The organism is Burkholderia sp. E168m22, from assembly GCF_001319805.1.
In the GTDB taxonomy this organism is placed as follows: Bacteria; Pseudomonadota; Gammaproteobacteria; order Burkholderiales; family Burkholderiaceae; genus Burkholderia; species Burkholderia orbicola.
The window spans coordinates 17,398-31,878 of record NZ_BBSK01000019.1 but is presented as its reverse complement, the minus strand read 5'-3'; the positions used below and the strand labels follow the sequence as shown (position 1 = coordinate 31,878).

Sequence of the window (14,481 nt, the reverse complement as noted above, 5' to 3'; positions counted from 1 at the left end):
CCGTGCCAATATTACTTCACACCTGCTTGATAATTGCGCACCAACTGAAGCATTTCGTTGAGCTTCCGCTGGATGGTTTCTGCCGCTTTCGCGTGTGCCTCAACTGGACCGCCAGCGGCGTTCATCTGGGCGTTCCGGTTGGCCGCACAGTACGTAATGATTGCGTCCTCAACGTCATCGAAATGCGCGCTTACGTCATCGTAGAGTTCTGTTTTCAGCAGACCGAGAGCGAACAGATTCGTCGAATGTAATGCGTGATCCTTCTGATACTTCTGCAGGTAAGTATCGATGTCCAACACTGAATAGTTGGACGCGCAACAATCCGGCGGCAACCCTGCGACGCTCTCCAGTAGAAATTTCACCACTGGCTCGATCGCGATCGGACTCACTACCTTGCGCAGCCAGTAGTCGTCGGTAATGGACTGACGCCGAACCTTTGCATCCTTTCGGAAGGTATAGACCCCCAGGCCGCCGGATAGCAAAAAGGCGAGCGTAGAGACAAGCATGGGATACCACTTGTCGATCGACAACCCGGAATTCGCACGCGCATCGCTCGCCGCCTTCTCGGCAGAAGCAATCGTTTGAAGCGAGTCAGCAATGCGGCTGGCAACTGGATCGCTGACGGCAGCCGATGCTTCGCTGGCTACCCCCGCTTGAGTCGCACTGGTGCGCGCCCGATGTGATCCCGTGTGATGATGGCTCGCTGCAAGAACTGTCGGTGCCTGCGTGATACAGATGACACAGGCGGCAACAAACGCAACCCGCGGCATCCTCAGGTGTTCAGTTCGCTTCGTCAAAGAGGCTCTTTTTCTGAAGTGCTCGTGCAACGCACGCGTCGACGACGTCGCGGAACAACGTCGAAGCGTTGAAGTGGTACTTGTCGTAGAAAGCCTCGCGGCTGCCCAAGCGAACCACGCTCCTCCCGAACAGCCCGAGAATGAACGAACTGCTGATGGAATACGTAGATTCCGGGATGTTTACCTCGACGACGGCGTCAGCTCGATCCATGTCGTCGACGTGCAGCTCCCTGCGAAGCTGTTCCCCGCGCGGTCTGCCGGTGAACACCGGCCCTTGTAATGCTCCGAAGTCAATCACCATTGGCTTGCTCATTTGACTTCCCTCCCAAAGCGACGGTACTTCCAGCACTAAGGGGAAAGCGAATGCTTATGACGGTGCCTGGAAAGGCGAGCGACCCGAGCGACCTTACGTACGCTGGGTCGGGACGCTTATGCAACGTATTTTCAGCGTTGAACGCGATCACTTTACCACGACCGGGCGACTCTTTGAGTCGATACTTCCCGTCGAACAGTAGGTATGTGCTGCCCGACAGGATACACATTCGGGCCCCATTTCCGCCATCCGACGCGCATTCCTCGCACATTTTCTGAAAAAACTCGATCAATTCCACGGTACCTTGCCCGCGGGTGTCGAACTCGTCGCGATTCTTGCTGCTTACATTTGCTTGCATTGCAATCACAGTAAGCAAGTCTCGGGCCCGCCACTTGCGGTCGAACAACTTCGGCCCCTGGTGCAGCCACAAGAACGGCTGAATCTGGCGCCACGTATAGCTCTGCCGATCCAACGCATTCATCGTATCAGCAATCGACGAGCCAAAATTGAAGATCGCGATCTCACAGGTCGGACGTGGGAGCTTGTTGTCTAGATACCCGACAATCGTCCAATCGACGAACCCTGCATGATCCTCGGCATTGCCGAGGATCTCTCCGATATATGCCCCAAGCACCTGCCGAGCCACCCGCGTAAGCTGGCGATTGTTGTCCTGCAAGCAACTGTTGATATGATCGACGAATCCGGATGCCGCACGTGACTTAACGTCGGCCTCAGCTACATCAGACGGCATATCGTAGTGCCGCTTTCGCCTCTCAAAGACGCGGATACCCTCTTGCTCGTGTTCGTCAGCAATTTCATGACGGACGTCCAAGTGCTTCACGATGCCAAGCGATTTGATGAATCGCTTGACTGACACGTCATTAGGATAGCGTCCGGAAAAGCGAAGCATCGCGCCGCTCTGCCTGGCCTCAAGCTTCATTTCGCTTGCGATCATATCCAGCAGTGAGTTGGCGGCTAGGTCGTAGATTTTCAAGCGGCTCTGATCGAACTGAAGCCGACGCACCCGGTACAACCGGGTCACCTTGGCGAATCCCAAAATCAGCTTAAGCGCTGACTCAGGATCGTCCAAGATTGAAAAGACCTCAGGAATTTCAAGAGCCGTGCGGCGCCGATCATACTTCACAGTCGGCTTAAACGCGTCTGCCATCATCCTAATGATTCGGCTGCTGTCGCCGAACCGCAAGGCACGGAGCCGTCTGGCCTCGACCACCTTTCTTTGGCGCTTCGTTTCGCGCCAGCGCCTGCGCTCCGCCTTTCGTAGACGCTTTTCTGACAGCAGTTGATCAACTTCTAAGGTAAGCGCCACACTTCCCCCGATCTCTTTTTTTGGTTTTGCTTTGTCTCACTGACTCTGAGAACAACTGCCTTAGCGTTTGCCGATCCAGAATGCAATAAAGCCCGCTACAAGGCGGGCTTTATTTTCACTCATCTTCCAAGTTTTGGAATTTCATCTTCCAAAACTTGTAACACGTCAGCTTGTTTCTGCTGCAAGTGCTTGAATTTGTTGGGGTGGCTGATGGGACTCGAACCCACGACGACAGGAATCACAATCCTGGACTCTACCAACTGAGCTACAGCCACCACTGATACTGCTTGCTTCGTTTCGCTGTTTTGTTTCAGCAGCGAAGAACAAGATTATACGAACACTTTTGAATCTTGCAAAGCCTTTTTTTCAAAAAATTCTTCGGCCTCGTTCAGATACGCGCGAGCCTCGTCGAACACGGCCAGATCGCCGCGTGCGAGCTTCTTGTTGTCGGACAGCACGCGACGCCAGCCACGTGCGCCCGGCATCCCGCGATACAGCCCGAGTGCATGCCGCACGATCGCGCCGAGGTAGGTTCCGCGCTTCAGTTCAGCCGCGCAGTATTCGATCAGTTGCGCTTCGGCCTCTTCGCGCGTCGGCACCGCTGCGGTCGACCCGTAGAAGCGCGCATCGACCTCCGCCAACACGTACGGGTTGTGATACGCCTCGCGCCCGAGCATCACGCCGTCGACGTGCTCGAGATGCTGCGCGACTTCGTCGAGCGTCGTGATACCGCCGTTGATCACGATCTCCAGCGACGGAAAATCGTGCTTCAACCGATACGCATAGTCGTACTTGAGCGGCGGGATCTCGCGATTCTCCTTCGGCGACAGCCCCTTCAGGATCGCGTTGCGGGCATGCACGACGAACGTTTCGCAACCCGCCTCGGCCACCGTGCCGACGAAGTCGCGCACGAACGCGTAATCCTCGACCGCATCGACACCGATCCGATGCTTGACCGTCACCGGCACCGACACCGCATCGCGCATCGCCCGCACACAGTCGGCGACGAGCTGCGGCTCGTTCATCAGACACGCACCGAACGCGCCGCGCTGCACGCGCTCGGACGGACACCCGCAATTCAGGTTGATTTCGTCGTAGCCCCACTGCTCGCCGAGTTTCGCCGCGCGCGCGAGGTCGTCCCGCTCGCTGCCGCCCAGTTGCAGCGCGACTGGCGATTCGCTTGGCGTGAACGCGAGATGCCGCTGGGCATCGCCGAACAGCAGCGCACCCGTCGTGATCATCTCCGTATACAGCCACGTATTGCGCGTCAGCGTGCGGTGGAACGAACGGCAATGGCGGTCCGTCCAGTCGAGCATTGGCGCGACGGATACACGGCGGGGAGGAAGCGAGGACGAAACGGACATGGATTCGGGTACAGGCCAGGCGGCACGGGAACAACCGGGTATTTTACCGTAATACCGGCCCTTCCCGCCCGACCCGCGCGCTATCGATCGCCCAGTTCCGCATCGACCGCCCGGCGCGCCTCGTCGAACACGCGCTCGATCACGCGCCGTTCGGTGAGCAGCATCCCGTCGATCTTGACCAGCCGCCAGTCGATCCGCACGGCATCGCCCTGCAGCACGCGATAGTGCGCATGCTCGCCGTCCCAGACCTGCTCGGTCTTCACCTCGATCTCGAAACCGCGGTACGGCTCGCTGAAATCGCCGAGGTCGCTGCCTCTCGGTTCCATCGCACGCTCCGTGGCGACGCGGCCAGGCCGCCTACGCGGCCGGCGCCGCGCGCTCAATCGTATTCGTCGGACAAAAATGACCGGCCATCGGCCGTCAGGTCGACCCGGTCGGCCGCCGCCTGATAGATCAGCCCGTCATTCAGCAACGCGTAGACGACGTCGTCGAATGCGGCGGGAACCGGCCGGCTATCGCCGAACTGGTCGATCCATTTCAGCGCCTCGATGGCTTCGGGGGAAAGGATGGGGGTCATGCGTTGGCCTCCGGCATCGGTGTCGTTCCATCCTAGCACTTCGTCCGGAAGTCGAATACCGAGGCAAACGCGCTGCGCGAATGCAATGCGGCGCCGCCGGGCACACTGCCCGCCGACGCCGCATGGGGGCGCGACCCGCGCGCTCAGAGACGCGCGATCGAGACTTCCGTGGACTTCACGAGCGCGACGACTTCGGCGCCGACCTTCAGTTCGAGTTCGTCCACCGAACGGGTGGTGATCACCGACGTGACGATGCCGAACGGCGTCTCGACGTCGACTTCGGAGACCACGGACCCGCGAATGATCTCCTTGACCTTGCCCTTGAACTGGTTTCGTACGTTGATTGCAGTGATGCTCATCGGGATGATCGCTCCGAAGAAAAAAGTCTCAGAACGGGCGGCCGGAGCCGCCCGGAATTAAACGGCCCAGCGGATCCGCCCGACCGGTCGAACCTTGTCTGCTTCATGCTTGGCGTCGTGATCGGCCGCGCCGGGGCCGCCGGCGAGCACGCGTTTCAGCACGCGATCCTCCAGCGCCGCGAAGGCGGCCGACGCGCGGGCACGCGGCCGGTCGAGCGGCACCGCCTGGTCGAGCGCCACGCGCCCCTGCTCGATCAACAGGATGCGGTCGCCGAGCGCGACGGCCTCCTGCACGTCGTGCGTGACGAGCAGCGCAGTGAACCGATGCTCGCGCCACAGGCGCTCGATCAGCGCATGCATCTCGATGCGGGTAAGCGCATCCAGCGCGCCAAGCGGCTCGTCGAGCAGCAGCAGTTGCGGCCGGTGCACGAGCGCGCGGGCCAGTGCGACGCGCTGCCGCTGGCCGCCCGACAGTTGCGCGGGCCAGTCGTTCGCGCGTTCCAGCAGCCCGACTTCGTCCAGCACCGCGCGGGCCTGGTCGCGCGCACCGCGGCCGAGACCCAGCATCACGTTCTGCAGCACGGTCTTCCACGGCAGCAGGCGCGCATCCTGGTACATGATCCGTGTATCGAGCACGCCGCCGCCCTCGCCGCGCGTCACGAGCGCGCCGCTGCTCGGCTGCTCCAGCCCCGCGACGAGACGCAGCAGCGTCGATTTCCCGCAGCCGCTGCGGCCGACGATCGCGACGAAGCTGCCGCGCGCGATGCCGAGCTCGACGTTGTCGAGCACCGTGCGCGCGCCGAAGCGCTTGCTGACGCCCGACAGCGTGACCGCGTCGTCGGGTGCCGTACCGCCCGCTCGCCGCCGCGCGAGCGGTACGACCGATGCGCTGCCATCATGTTCGAGGATCGCCGCGTCACGCGCATCGCTGTCCGCGACGCGGGCCTGCGCCAGTTCGGCCTCGAGGTCTGCGCCGGCGAGCGGGCCGTAGGCGGCCGCCGAAGTCGTCGCATTCATGCCTTTGCTCCTGATTGATAGGCGGGGTGCCAGCGCAGCGTCACGCGCTCGATCCATTTCGCCAGCACATCGGCCAGCTTGCCGAGCACCGCGTACAGCAGGATGCCGACCACCACCACGTCGGTTTGCAGGAATTCACGCGCGTTCATCGTCATGTAGCCGATGCCCGACTGCGCGGAGATCGTTTCCGCGACGATCAGCATCACCCACATCAGGCCGAGCGCGAAACGCACGCCGACGAGGATCGACGGCAATGCGCCGGGCAGGATCACGTCGCGGTACAGCGCGAAGCCGCGCACACCGTAGCTCTTCGCCATCTCGATCAGGTTCGCGTCGACCGAGCGAATCCCGTGATACGTATTGATGTAGACGGGAAAGAACACGCCAAGCGCGACGAGGAACAGCTTCGCCTTCTCGTCGATGCCGAACCACAGGATCACGAGCGGGATCATCGCGAGCGCCGGGATGTTGCGGATCATCTGGATCGTCGAGTCGAGCGCGACCTCGGCGGCCTTCGACAGCCCGGTCGCAAGCCCCAGCGCAAGGCCGACGCCACCGCCGATCGCGAAGCCGAACAGCGCGCGCCACGTGCTCACTTTCACGTTCGCCCACATTTCGCCCGACGTCACGAGCGACCAGGCGGCGCGCACGACGGCCACCGGCTCGGGCAGCACGCGGGTCGACAGCCAGCCGGTGCGCGCACCGACTTCCCACACCACCAGCAACGCGAGCGGCACGAGCCACGGCGCGACGCCGCGCCACGCGCGGGCGGCCACGGCAGCGCCCGTCGTCGACGTTTTCGTTGTCATCGCAAGCCTCCGTCGCTCAGCTCTGGCTCGTCTTCGGCAGATAGTTGTTGCCGACGATCTCGCCGAACGGCCCCGACAGCGGACCAGCCGCCTTCTTGACGCCCTCGCCCTTGATCAGCGGGAACACGAGTTCCGCGAAGCGATACGACTCCTCGAGGTGCGGATAGCCGGACAGGATGAACGTCTCGATGCCGAGATCCGCGTATTCGCGCATCCGTTCCGCGACCTGCTCGGGATTGCCGACGAGCGCCGTGCCGGCGCCGCCGCGCACGAGCCCCACGCCGGCCCACAGGTTCGGATACACCTCGAGCGCCTCGCGGCCGCCACGCTTGCCGCCGTGCAGCGCGGCCATCCGGCGCTGGCCTTCCGAATCCATGTTCGCGAACGCCTTCTGCGCCCGCGCGATCGTGTCGTCGTCGAGCCGGCTGATCAGCCGATCGGCGTCACGCCATGCCTCGTCCTCGGTCTCGCGCACGATCACGTGCAGGCGGATGCCGAACTTGATCTTGCGGCCGCGCGCGTCGGCACGGGCGCGGATGTCGGCGATCTTCTTCGCGACGGCCTCGGGCGGCTCGCCCCAGGTCAGATAGGTATCGATGTGATCGGCGGCGATCGCGTGAGCGGCCGGCGACGAGCCGCCGAACCACAGCGGCGGATGCGGATGCTGGACGGGCGGATAAAGCGCCTTGCCGCCTTTCGACTGCAGGTGCTTGCCGATGTAGTCGAACCCTTCGTTGTCGTGCGATGCGGCGAGCAGCCCGCGCCAGATGTTCAGGAAATCGTCGGTGATCTCGTAGCGCGTGTCGTGATCGGCGAAGAGGCCGTCACCCTCGAGCTCGGCCGCATCGCCACCCGTGACGACGTTGATCAGCAGGCGGCCGCCCGACAGACGGTCGAAGGTCGCGGCCATCCGCGCGGCGAGCCCCGGCGAAGCGATGCCGGGACGCACGGCGACCAGGAATTTCAGGCGCTGCGTCGCCGGAATGAGGCTCGATGCGACGACCCACGCATCCTCGCAGGAACGGCCGGTCGGCAGCAGCACGCCGTCGTAGCCGAGCGTATCCGCCGCCACGGCGACCTGCTTGAAGTAATCGTAGTCCGCGGCGCGCGCGCCTTCGGCCGTGCCGAGATAGCGGCTGTCGCCATGCGTGGGGATAAACCAGAACACATTCATCTGCTGCTCCTGCTTGACTGTCACTGCCGAAATTTGAAAAAAACGTCGCCCTGCTCGCGTCGCGGAGGAGCGGCGCATGCATGGTATGCATTCGAATCGGGATGGCTCGCCGGTCAGGCCGTGCAGCGGACGAGGACGCGATCGCACGGCTGTTTCTGAGGAATCAGTCTAGGGATCGGTACAGGGCTTTGGAACGATTTTTTTGAGCTTAGGTTTTCCGCTTTCGTGATTAGCACGACGCTGGAGCGAATATCGCCGCGGCCGGGCCCTATAATGGCGCACCTATCCGAATAACTCCGCGCATACGGCTTCGGCCGTGCGCGCCTGCGGTGCACTCATCGATGCAGAAAGTCATCCTGCCCTTCCTGTCCGGCTTCCTGGCCGCACTGTTCTTCCGCGAGGCCACGCTCGCCCTCCTCCACACGGCCGACCTGATCGCCGCAACCGGCTTCTCGACACAACCGTTCGCGCCGCTCGGCATTCCTGAATTTGTCGCGAATGCGCTGATCAGCGCGTGCTGCGCAATTCCGATGGCGTGGTTGTTGCGCGTGTCGCCGGAACGCGAAGCATCGTGGATCGGCGCGCTCGTGTTCGGCGGTATCGTGCTGACGGCCGCCCGCGTGTTCGCGATCGATCCGCTGCGCGGCATCTGGCCGTCGGGCAACATGATGCCCGTGCTCGCGGCCGGCTTCGCGGCGAACGCGGTATGGGGCTTCGGCGCGCTCGTGTTCATGCGCGCCTTCATGTCGGACGACGCGGGCGACGAGTAACGCCGGCGCGGGCGACGCGCCCTTCGGGCCCGGACCGGCCGACGTCCATGAAAAAGGCCGCGTGCATCGTACACGCGGCCTTTTCGTTTCTTCGCCGCGCATCGATCCTTCCGCGCGAATCAGCCTGATCGACGTCAGTCCTTCAACTGGCGCAGCGGATGCGTGTCGGGCGTCCACGGGCTGTCGAACATCGCGAGCACGTCGGCGCGCCCGACGTCGGCGGCCGACTTAAAGCGCCACACCGGCTGGTGATCCTTGTCGACGATCAGCGCGCGCACGCCTTCGATCACGTCGCCGCGTGCGAAGGTCGAGCGCGTGAGATCGAGATCGCGCCGCAGGCAATCGGCCATCGTCGCGCCGCGCGCGCGTTCGACGACTTCGAGCGACACGGCCATCGACAGCGGCGACAGCTGCTCGCGCATCGCGTGGGTCGCCTTCTCGACCCACCCGTCGACCGCCGCGCAATCCGGCTCGGCGTCGAGCGACGCGAGGATCGCGTTGAGGTCGGGCTGCGCGAAATGCCGGTCGATCCCGGTGCGCGCGTCGGCGAGCGCCGACGTGTCCGGCGTCGGCACGACCTTGTGCGCGGCGGCCGCGTCGGTCACGCACGCGACGGCCTGCGCACCGCTGTCGATGCGCGTGCCGCGCAGCGTGTCGAGCAGCGCCGGCAGCGCGGCATCGGGCAGATAGACGTCGGCGAGTTGCGCGTACAGCGCGCCGGCCGCGTCGAGCGTCGCGCCGGTCACCGCGAGATAGCGGCCGATCGCGCCGGGCGTGCGCGCGAGAAACCAGCTCATCCCGACGTCCGGAAACAGGCCGATGCGCGTTTCGGGCATCGCCATCTTCGTCGAGTCGGTCACGACGCGCAGGCCGCCCGTATGCCGCGCCGCCTGCGAAATCCCCATGCCGCCGCCCATCACGACGCCGTGCATCAGCGCGATGTACGGCTTCGGATACGTGAAGATCGCATGGTTCAGCGTGTACTCCTCGATGAAGAACGTGTCGACTGCATCGCGGTCGCCGCGCTGCCACGCGTCGTGGAAGAAGCGCACGTCGCCGCCCGCGCAGAATGCGCGCGGGTGCGGGCTGTGCACCACGACCGCGACGACGTCGGGATCCTCGCGCCACGCGTCGAGCGCCTGCTGCATCAGCCGGATCATGCCGACCGACAGCGCATTCAGCGCCTTCGGCCGGTTCAGTTCGAGAAAGCCGATGCGGTTCGCGACATACGCGCGCACGTCGGGCTGGGTGGATTCGGCGGCGGAAAGGGAATCGGTCATGAAGGTCATCCGGCAAACGGCGGTCGCACGCTCAGTGCGCCTGCATCTTCGAGAACAGGTTCAGCACGACGACGCCCGCGATGATCAGCCCGAGGCCGATCACCGCCGGCACGTCCGGCACCTGGCGATAGAGCAGCATCGCGACGAGCGTGATCAGCACGATGCCGGCACCCGACCAGACTGCATAGATGATGCCGACGGGCATCGTGCGCAACGTGAGCGACAGGCAGTAGAACGCGACGCCGTAACCGGCGACGACGAGCACGGACGGCCCCAAGCGCGTGAAGCCGTCCGCCGCGCGCAGCGCGGACGTGCCGATCACTTCCGCGACGATCGCGATCGCGAGCCATGCGTAACCGGGCAATTGCATCGCTCAGCTCCTTGCGAGGGCCAGTACCGCGTAGTCGTGACCGAGCTCCTCACACAGCGCCTCGACGACGAACTCGTGGTCCGCACGCTGCGGCAACCCGGACGCGGTGATCGAGCCGATCACGCCGGCACCGGCCACGGTCAGCGGAAACGAGCCGCCGTGCGACGCATACTCGGCGACCGGCATCCCGTGCTTGTCCGCGAGCGTCGCGCCAGCCTGCTGCATGCGCAGGCCGATCGCATACGAACTGCGGCGAAAATGCGCGACGACGTTGCGCTTGCGGCGCACCCAGTCGGCATTGTCGGGCGTGGCTCCAGCGAGCGCCGCATAGAACAGCGGCTGGCCGAACGTGACGATGTCGATCGCGATCGCATGGCCTCGCGACGTCGCGAGCGCATGCATCCGGTTGCCGAGCGCCCACGCGCGGGTCGGGTCGAAATGGGGAAACACGAGCGCCTGTTCCTGCGCGCCGATCGATTGCAGATCGTGAGCGATGTCCATGAATCCGTCGATGCAGTAATGAGAGTCGCAACGGCGCCGATGCGAGCGCGCAGGGCCGCTGCCGGGATGACGACACAAACCGCTCGATTCTAGCGCACGTGCCTTCCCGTACCGGCCCCACCCGCGCTCGTCATGCGATTGTCAGAAAACACTTGCACGCATTCGGGTTAGCCCATATAATTCATTTCTTCGACGGACGCGGGGTGGAGCAGTCTGGCAGCTCGTCGGGCTCATAACCCGAAGGTCGTAGGTTCAAATCCTACCCCCGCAACCAACCGTCCAGAATTTCGCAAAAAGCCCGGCTTCGCGCCGGGCTTTTTGTTTTTACGCGTCCGGGCGCCGCGCCCTCTTCGCTCGCGCGCCACCCGCGCACCCACCGTTTCGCACGACACGCCGCCCCATGCGCAGGCGTTCGAGAATGCCGCGGCCCGGTGATACACTCGCATCACCTCGTCCCTTCCATTCGACATGAAATTCTGCTCCGTCTGCGGTCACGAAGTCCTCGCGCGCATTCCTCCGGGTGACAACCGCGAGCGCTTCGTCTGCGATCACTGCGGCACGATCCACTATCAGAATCCGCGCAACGTCGTCGGCACGGTGCCGGTCTGGGGCGACCAGATCCTGCTGTGCCGCCGCGCGATCGAACCGCGCTACGGATTCTGGACGCTGCCGGCGGGCTTCATGGAAATGGGCGAGACGACCGCGGAAGCCGCCGCGCGCGAAACGCTCGAGGAAGCCGGCGCGCGCGTCGAGGTGCAGAACCTGTTCACGCTGCTCAACGTGCCGCACGTGCACCAGGTCCACCTGTTCTATCTTGCGCGGCTCACCGATCCGGGTTTCGAAGCCGGCGAGGAAAGCCTCGAAGTGAAACTGTTCGACGAAGCCGACATCCCGTGGGACGAGATCGCGTTCCCGACCGTCAGCCAGACCCTGCGCTTCTTCTTCGCGGATCGCGCCGCCGGCGACTACGGCGTGCACACCGGCGACATCTTCCGCTCGCTGCGCAACGGCTGAGCCCCGCACCCATGGTTCCCTGGCTCGGCCCGGACGATCCGTTTCCGTCCATCGAACGCGCGCTCGGTCCCGCGACCGGGGCGCCCGGGCTGCTCGCCGCGAGCGCCGACCTGCTGCCGTCGCGGCTCATCGACGCCTACCTGCGCGGCATCTTCCCGTGGTACTCGGACGGCCAGCCGGTGCTGTGGTGGAGCCCCGACCCGCGCATGATCCTCGTGCCGGCCGAATTCAAGGTATCGCCGTCGCTGCGCAAGACGCTGAAGCGCGTGCTACGCGCGCCGGAATGGGAAGTGCGCGTCGATCACGATTTTGCCGGCGTGATGCGGGCATGCGCCCAGGCGCCGCGCCGCGGGCAGCGCGGCACGTGGATCACCGCCGAGATCATCGACGCCTATACGTCGCTCTACCGCTCCGGCAACGCGCACAGCATCGAGACGTGGCACGACGGACGCCGTGTCGGCGGCCTGTACGGCGTGTCGTTCGGCCGGATGTTTTTCGGCGAGTCGATGTATGCGGACGTGACCGATGCGTCGAAAATCGCGCTGGCCGCGCTCATCGCGCACCTTCGCGAGCAGGGGCTGGAGATGATAGACTGCCAGCAGAATACGTCGCATCTAGCGTCGCTCGGCGGCCGCGAGATCGCACGCAAGGCCTTTGTCGCTCACGTGCGCAGCGCGGTAGCCGAACCGCCGATTCCGTGGCAGTTCGACAAGCGCGTGCTCGCCGCGCTGACGAGCCCCGCCGAAACGGCGGCGCCCACCGGGACCGAGCGCTAGCGCGGCACTCCTTCCCTGCATCGAGAGCTGCCCATGACTCACCCGACTGAGCTGCCGCTTTCACCGCTTTCGGCGCTGCAATTCTATGCAACGGCGCCCTATCCGTGCAGCTATCTGGACGGCCGCATCGCGCGCTCGCAAGTCGCGACGCCGAGCCACCTGATCAATTCCGACATCTACACCGAGCTCGTGAAGGCCGGCTTCCGCCGCTCGGGCGTCTTCACGTACCGCCCGTACTGCGACGGCTGCCGCGCCTGCGTGCCGGTGCGCGTGCCGGTCGGCGAGTTCGCGCCGACGCGCACGCAGCGCAGGATGTGGAAGCGGCACCGCGCGCTGGTCGCGACAGTCTCGCCGCTGCACTACGACGAAGAGCACTACGCGCTCTACATGCGCTACCAGTCCGCGCGCCACGCAGGCGGCGGCATGGATCGCGACAGCCGCGACCAGTACGAACAATTCCTGCTGCAAAGCCGGATCAACTCGCGCCTCGTCGAATTCCGCGACCTCGACGCACCGGGCGGCGAACCCGGCAAGCTGCGGATGGTCAGCATGATCGACATCCTCGGCGACGGGCTGTCGTCGGTCTATACGTTCTTCGAGCCGGATGACCGGCACACGAGCTACGGCACCTACAACATCCTGTGGCAGATCGAGCAGGCGAAGAGCCTCGGGCTGCCCTACGTGTACCTCGGCTACTGGATCCGCGAGAGCCCGAAGATGGCCTACAAGGCGAACTTCCACCCGCTCGAAGGGCTGATCGACGGCCGCTGGAAGACGCTCGATCCGGAACGGATCGACCTGCCGCCCGTCGACGCGGCGCTGGCGCGCGCGCCCTTGCCGGGCGGGCATTCCGGCTCGGGCTGACGCGCGCCGCGGCGGCTACGAAGCAAAGCGCGCCCGTGCAGCGCAACTCCCGGTAAAATAGCCGGTTGTCATTCATTCCGGCTGTCCGCCCAACTCCCGTGTTCAGTTCCCTCTACCCGCTGGCCCGCGCATCCCTGTTCAAAATGGATGCGGAAGACGCTCACCACCTTACGTTGCGCGCGCTCGGCGCGGCCGGTCGCACGGGCCTCGCCTGTGCGCTGTCGGCCCGCGTGCCCGACGCGCCGCGCACCGTGATGGGGCTCACGTTCCGCAACCCGGTCGGCCTCGCGGCCGGCCTCGACAAGGACGGCGCGGCCATCGACGGCCTCGCGGCGCTCGGCTTCGGCTTCATCGAGGTCGGCACGGTCACGCCGCGCCCGCAACCCGGCAACCCGCGCCCGCGGATGTTCCGGCTGCCGCAGGCCGAGGCGCTGATCAACCGGATGGGCTTCAACAACCACGGCGTCGACCAGTTCGTGAAGAACGTCCAGGCCGCCCGCTATCGCGGCATCCTCGGCCTGAACATCGGCAAGAACGCCGACACGCCGATCGAACGCGCCGCCGAGGATTACCTGTACTGCCTCGAGCGCGTGTACCCGTTCGCGAGCTACGTGACGATCAACATCTCGTCGCCGAACACGAAGAACCTGCGCCAGTTGCAGGGCGCGGGCGAGCTCGACGCACTGCTCGCCGCGCTGAAAGACAAGCAGCAGCGCCTGGCCGATCTGCACGGCAAGCTCGTGCCGCTCGCGCTGAAGATCGCGCCCGATCTCGACGACGAACAGGTCAAGGAAATCGGCGATACGCTGCTGCGTCACAAGATCGAAGCGGTGATCGCCACCAATACGACGCTGTCGCGCGCGGCCGTCCAGGGCCTGCCGCACGCGGACGAAGCCGGCGGCCTGTCGGGCCGCCCGGTGTTCGACGCGTCGAACGAAGTGATCCGCAAGCTGCATGCGGAAGTCGGCAACGACGTGCCGATCATCGGCGTCGGCGGCATTTTCTCGGGCGAGGACGCCCGTGCGAAGCTGGCGGCCGGCGCGGCGCTCGTCCAGCTCTATACCGGCTTTATCTATCGCGGCCCGGCACTCGTATCCGAATGCGTGAAGGCGATCGCCCGCGAACGCAGCGCGTAATATAGTCATAAACAAACTGTATTTAATTATTGA

18 protein-coding genes and 2 tRNA genes are annotated in these 14,481 nt (G+C 64.6%); 6 read left to right on the top strand and 14 right to left on the bottom strand.

Annotation, left to right across the window (positions count from 1 at the left end; genetic code table 11):
• Positions 1-11: 11 nt before the first annotated feature.
• The 11 genes from AP428_RS36595 to ssuD form a co-directional block, all read right to left on the bottom strand.
• Entirely contained in the window at positions 12-797 is a 786-nt protein-coding gene (locus AP428_RS36595; RefSeq protein WP_156349299.1) for a hypothetical protein, read from the bottom strand.
• Positions 781-1,110 (bottom strand): hypothetical protein, encoded by a 330-nt coding sequence (locus AP428_RS05065; protein WP_146123782.1) that lies wholly within the window; start codon positions 1,108-1,110, stop codon positions 781-783. The genes AP428_RS36595 and AP428_RS05065 overlap by 17 nt, the downstream gene beginning before the upstream one ends.
• Complete coding sequence (locus tag AP428_RS05060; protein ID WP_054927709.1) at positions 1,088-2,281, bottom strand: hypothetical protein; 1,194 nt, start codon at positions 2,279-2,281, stop codon at positions 1,088-1,090. The genes AP428_RS05065 and AP428_RS05060 overlap by 23 nt, the downstream gene beginning before the upstream one ends.
• Positions 2,282-2,636: 355 nt before the next feature.
• Positions 2,637-2,712: transfer RNA gene (locus tag AP428_RS05055), tRNA-His, on the bottom strand.
• A 54-nt stretch (positions 2,713-2,766) separates the two neighbouring features.
• Positions 2,767-3,753 (bottom strand): tRNA dihydrouridine(20/20a) synthase DusA, encoded by a 987-nt coding sequence (dusA, locus tag AP428_RS05050; protein WP_054927708.1) that lies wholly within the window; start codon positions 3,751-3,753, stop codon positions 2,767-2,769.
• A 128-nt stretch (positions 3,754-3,881) separates the two neighbouring features.
• Entirely contained in the window at positions 3,882-4,127 is a 246-nt protein-coding gene (locus tag AP428_RS05045) for a hypothetical protein (protein WP_054927707.1), read from the bottom strand.
• A 53-nt stretch (positions 4,128-4,180) separates the two neighbouring features.
• Complete coding sequence (locus tag AP428_RS05040; protein WP_011545313.1) at positions 4,181-4,378, bottom strand: hypothetical protein; 198 nt, start codon at positions 4,376-4,378, stop codon at positions 4,181-4,183.
• A gap of 143 nt (positions 4,379-4,521) precedes the next feature.
• Positions 4,522-4,737, bottom strand: a complete 216-nt coding sequence (locus tag AP428_RS05035) for a molybdopterin-binding protein (protein ID WP_006476104.1) — start codon at positions 4,735-4,737, stop codon at positions 4,522-4,524.
• Between the two features lie 57 nt (positions 4,738-4,794).
• Positions 4,795-5,754 (bottom strand): ATP-binding cassette domain-containing protein, encoded by a 960-nt coding sequence (locus AP428_RS05030; RefSeq protein WP_054927706.1) that lies wholly within the window; start codon positions 5,752-5,754, stop codon positions 4,795-4,797.
• The gene (gene ssuC, locus AP428_RS05025) at positions 5,751-6,563 is read right to left on the bottom strand and encodes an aliphatic sulfonate ABC transporter permease SsuC (protein WP_012328410.1); all 813 of its coding nucleotides are present in this window, start codon (positions 6,561-6,563) and stop codon (positions 5,751-5,753) included. The genes AP428_RS05030 and ssuC overlap by 4 nt, the downstream gene beginning before the upstream one ends.
• 16 nt (positions 6,564-6,579) lie before the next feature.
• A complete protein-coding gene (gene ssuD, locus AP428_RS05020) occupies positions 6,580-7,737 on the bottom strand; it encodes an FMNH2-dependent alkanesulfonate monooxygenase (protein ID WP_012328409.1) in 1,158 nt (385 codons plus the stop codon).
• Between the two features lie 341 nt (positions 7,738-8,078).
• Between ssuD and AP428_RS05015 the strand changes: the two genes are divergently transcribed.
• Positions 8,079-8,507 carry a hypothetical protein gene (locus tag AP428_RS05015; RefSeq protein ID WP_006484223.1) on the top strand — a complete coding sequence of 143 codons (429 nt, stop codon included), beginning with the start codon at positions 8,079-8,081 and terminating at the stop codon, positions 8,505-8,507.
• Between the two features lie 134 nt (positions 8,508-8,641).
• On the opposite strand, the gene AP428_RS05010 is transcribed toward AP428_RS05015, so the two are convergent.
• The 3 genes from AP428_RS05010 to AP428_RS05000 are packed head-to-tail and all read right to left on the bottom strand — an operon-like array spanning position 8,642 to position 10,658.
• The gene (locus AP428_RS05010) at positions 8,642-9,787 is read right to left on the bottom strand and encodes an enoyl-CoA hydratase/isomerase family protein (protein WP_054927809.1); all 1,146 of its coding nucleotides are present in this window, start codon (positions 9,785-9,787) and stop codon (positions 8,642-8,644) included.
• A 31-nt stretch (positions 9,788-9,818) separates the two neighbouring features.
• Positions 9,819-10,151: a multidrug efflux SMR transporter gene (locus tag AP428_RS05005; protein WP_372237126.1), complete on the bottom strand. Its 333-nt coding sequence runs from the start codon at positions 10,149-10,151 to the stop codon at positions 9,819-9,821.
• A gap of 9 nt (positions 10,152-10,160) precedes the next feature.
• Positions 10,161-10,658: a heme-degrading domain-containing protein gene (locus AP428_RS05000; protein ID WP_054927705.1), complete on the bottom strand. Its 498-nt coding sequence runs from the start codon at positions 10,656-10,658 to the stop codon at positions 10,161-10,163.
• Positions 10,659-10,855: 197 nt separating this feature from the next.
• Between AP428_RS05000 and AP428_RS04995 the strand changes: the two genes are divergently transcribed.
• The 5 genes from AP428_RS04995 (at position 10,856) to AP428_RS04975 (ending at position 14,448) form a co-directional block, all read left to right on the top strand.
• Positions 10,856-10,932 (top strand) — tRNA-Met (locus tag AP428_RS04995).
• A 194-nt stretch (positions 10,933-11,126) separates the two neighbouring features.
• A complete protein-coding gene (locus AP428_RS04990) occupies positions 11,127-11,672 on the top strand; it encodes an NUDIX hydrolase (RefSeq protein WP_006476111.1) in 546 nt (181 codons plus the stop codon).
• Between the two features lie 11 nt (positions 11,673-11,683).
• Positions 11,684-12,448, top strand: coding sequence for a leucyl/phenylalanyl-tRNA--protein transferase (aat, locus tag AP428_RS04985; protein ID WP_006476112.1), 765 nt, complete (start codon positions 11,684-11,686; stop codon positions 12,446-12,448).
• A 33-nt stretch (positions 12,449-12,481) separates the two neighbouring features.
• Positions 12,482-13,312, top strand: coding sequence for an arginyltransferase (locus AP428_RS04980; RefSeq protein WP_006476113.1), 831 nt, complete (start codon positions 12,482-12,484; stop codon positions 13,310-13,312).
• A 98-nt stretch (positions 13,313-13,410) separates the two neighbouring features.
• Positions 13,411-14,448 carry a quinone-dependent dihydroorotate dehydrogenase gene (locus AP428_RS04975; protein WP_027807358.1) on the top strand — a complete coding sequence of 346 codons (1,038 nt, stop codon included), beginning with the start codon at positions 13,411-13,413 and terminating at the stop codon, positions 14,446-14,448.
• Positions 14,449-14,481: the final 33 nt, after the last annotated feature.

Coding starts and splice junctions, on each gene's coding strand:
- AP428_RS04990 (WP_006476111.1), top strand. CDS start 11,127: ATGAAATTCTGCTCCGTCTGCGGTCACGAAGTCCTCGCGCGCATTCCT.
- AP428_RS05065 (WP_146123782.1), bottom strand. CDS start 1,110: ATGAGCAAGCCAATGGTGATTGACTTCGGAGCATTACAAGGGCCGGTG.
- aat (WP_006476112.1), top strand. CDS start 11,684: ATGGTTCCCTGGCTCGGCCCGGACGATCCGTTTCCGTCCATCGAACGC.
- AP428_RS05000 (WP_054927705.1), bottom strand. CDS start 10,658: ATGGACATCGCTCACGATCTGCAATCGATCGGCGCGCAGGAACAGGCG.
- AP428_RS05030 (WP_054927706.1), bottom strand. CDS start 5,754: ATGAATGCGACGACTTCGGCGGCCGCCTACGGCCCGCTCGCCGGCGCA.
- AP428_RS05040 (WP_011545313.1), bottom strand. CDS start 4,378: ATGACCCCCATCCTTTCCCCCGAAGCCATCGAGGCGCTGAAATGGATC.
- ssuC (WP_012328410.1), bottom strand. CDS start 6,563: ATGACAACGAAAACGTCGACGACGGGCGCTGCCGTGGCCGCCCGCGCG.
- AP428_RS05015 (WP_006484223.1), top strand. CDS start 8,079: ATGCAGAAAGTCATCCTGCCCTTCCTGTCCGGCTTCCTGGCCGCACTG.
- AP428_RS05060 (WP_054927709.1), bottom strand. CDS start 2,281: ATGATGGCAGACGCGTTTAAGCCGACTGTGAAGTATGATCGGCGCCGC.
- dusA (WP_054927708.1), bottom strand. CDS start 3,753: ATGCTCGACTGGACGGACCGCCATTGCCGTTCGTTCCACCGCACGCTG.
- AP428_RS04980 (WP_006476113.1), top strand. CDS start 12,482: ATGACTCACCCGACTGAGCTGCCGCTTTCACCGCTTTCGGCGCTGCAA.
- AP428_RS05035 (WP_006476104.1), bottom strand. CDS start 4,737: ATGAGCATCACTGCAATCAACGTACGAAACCAGTTCAAGGGCAAGGTC.
- ssuD (WP_012328409.1), bottom strand. CDS start 7,737: ATGAATGTGTTCTGGTTTATCCCCACGCATGGCGACAGCCGCTATCTC.
- AP428_RS05010 (WP_054927809.1), bottom strand. CDS start 9,787: ATGACCGATTCCCTTTCCGCCGCCGAATCCACCCAGCCCGACGTGCGC.
- AP428_RS05045 (WP_054927707.1), bottom strand. CDS start 4,127: ATGGAACCGAGAGGCAGCGACCTCGGCGATTTCAGCGAGCCGTACCGC.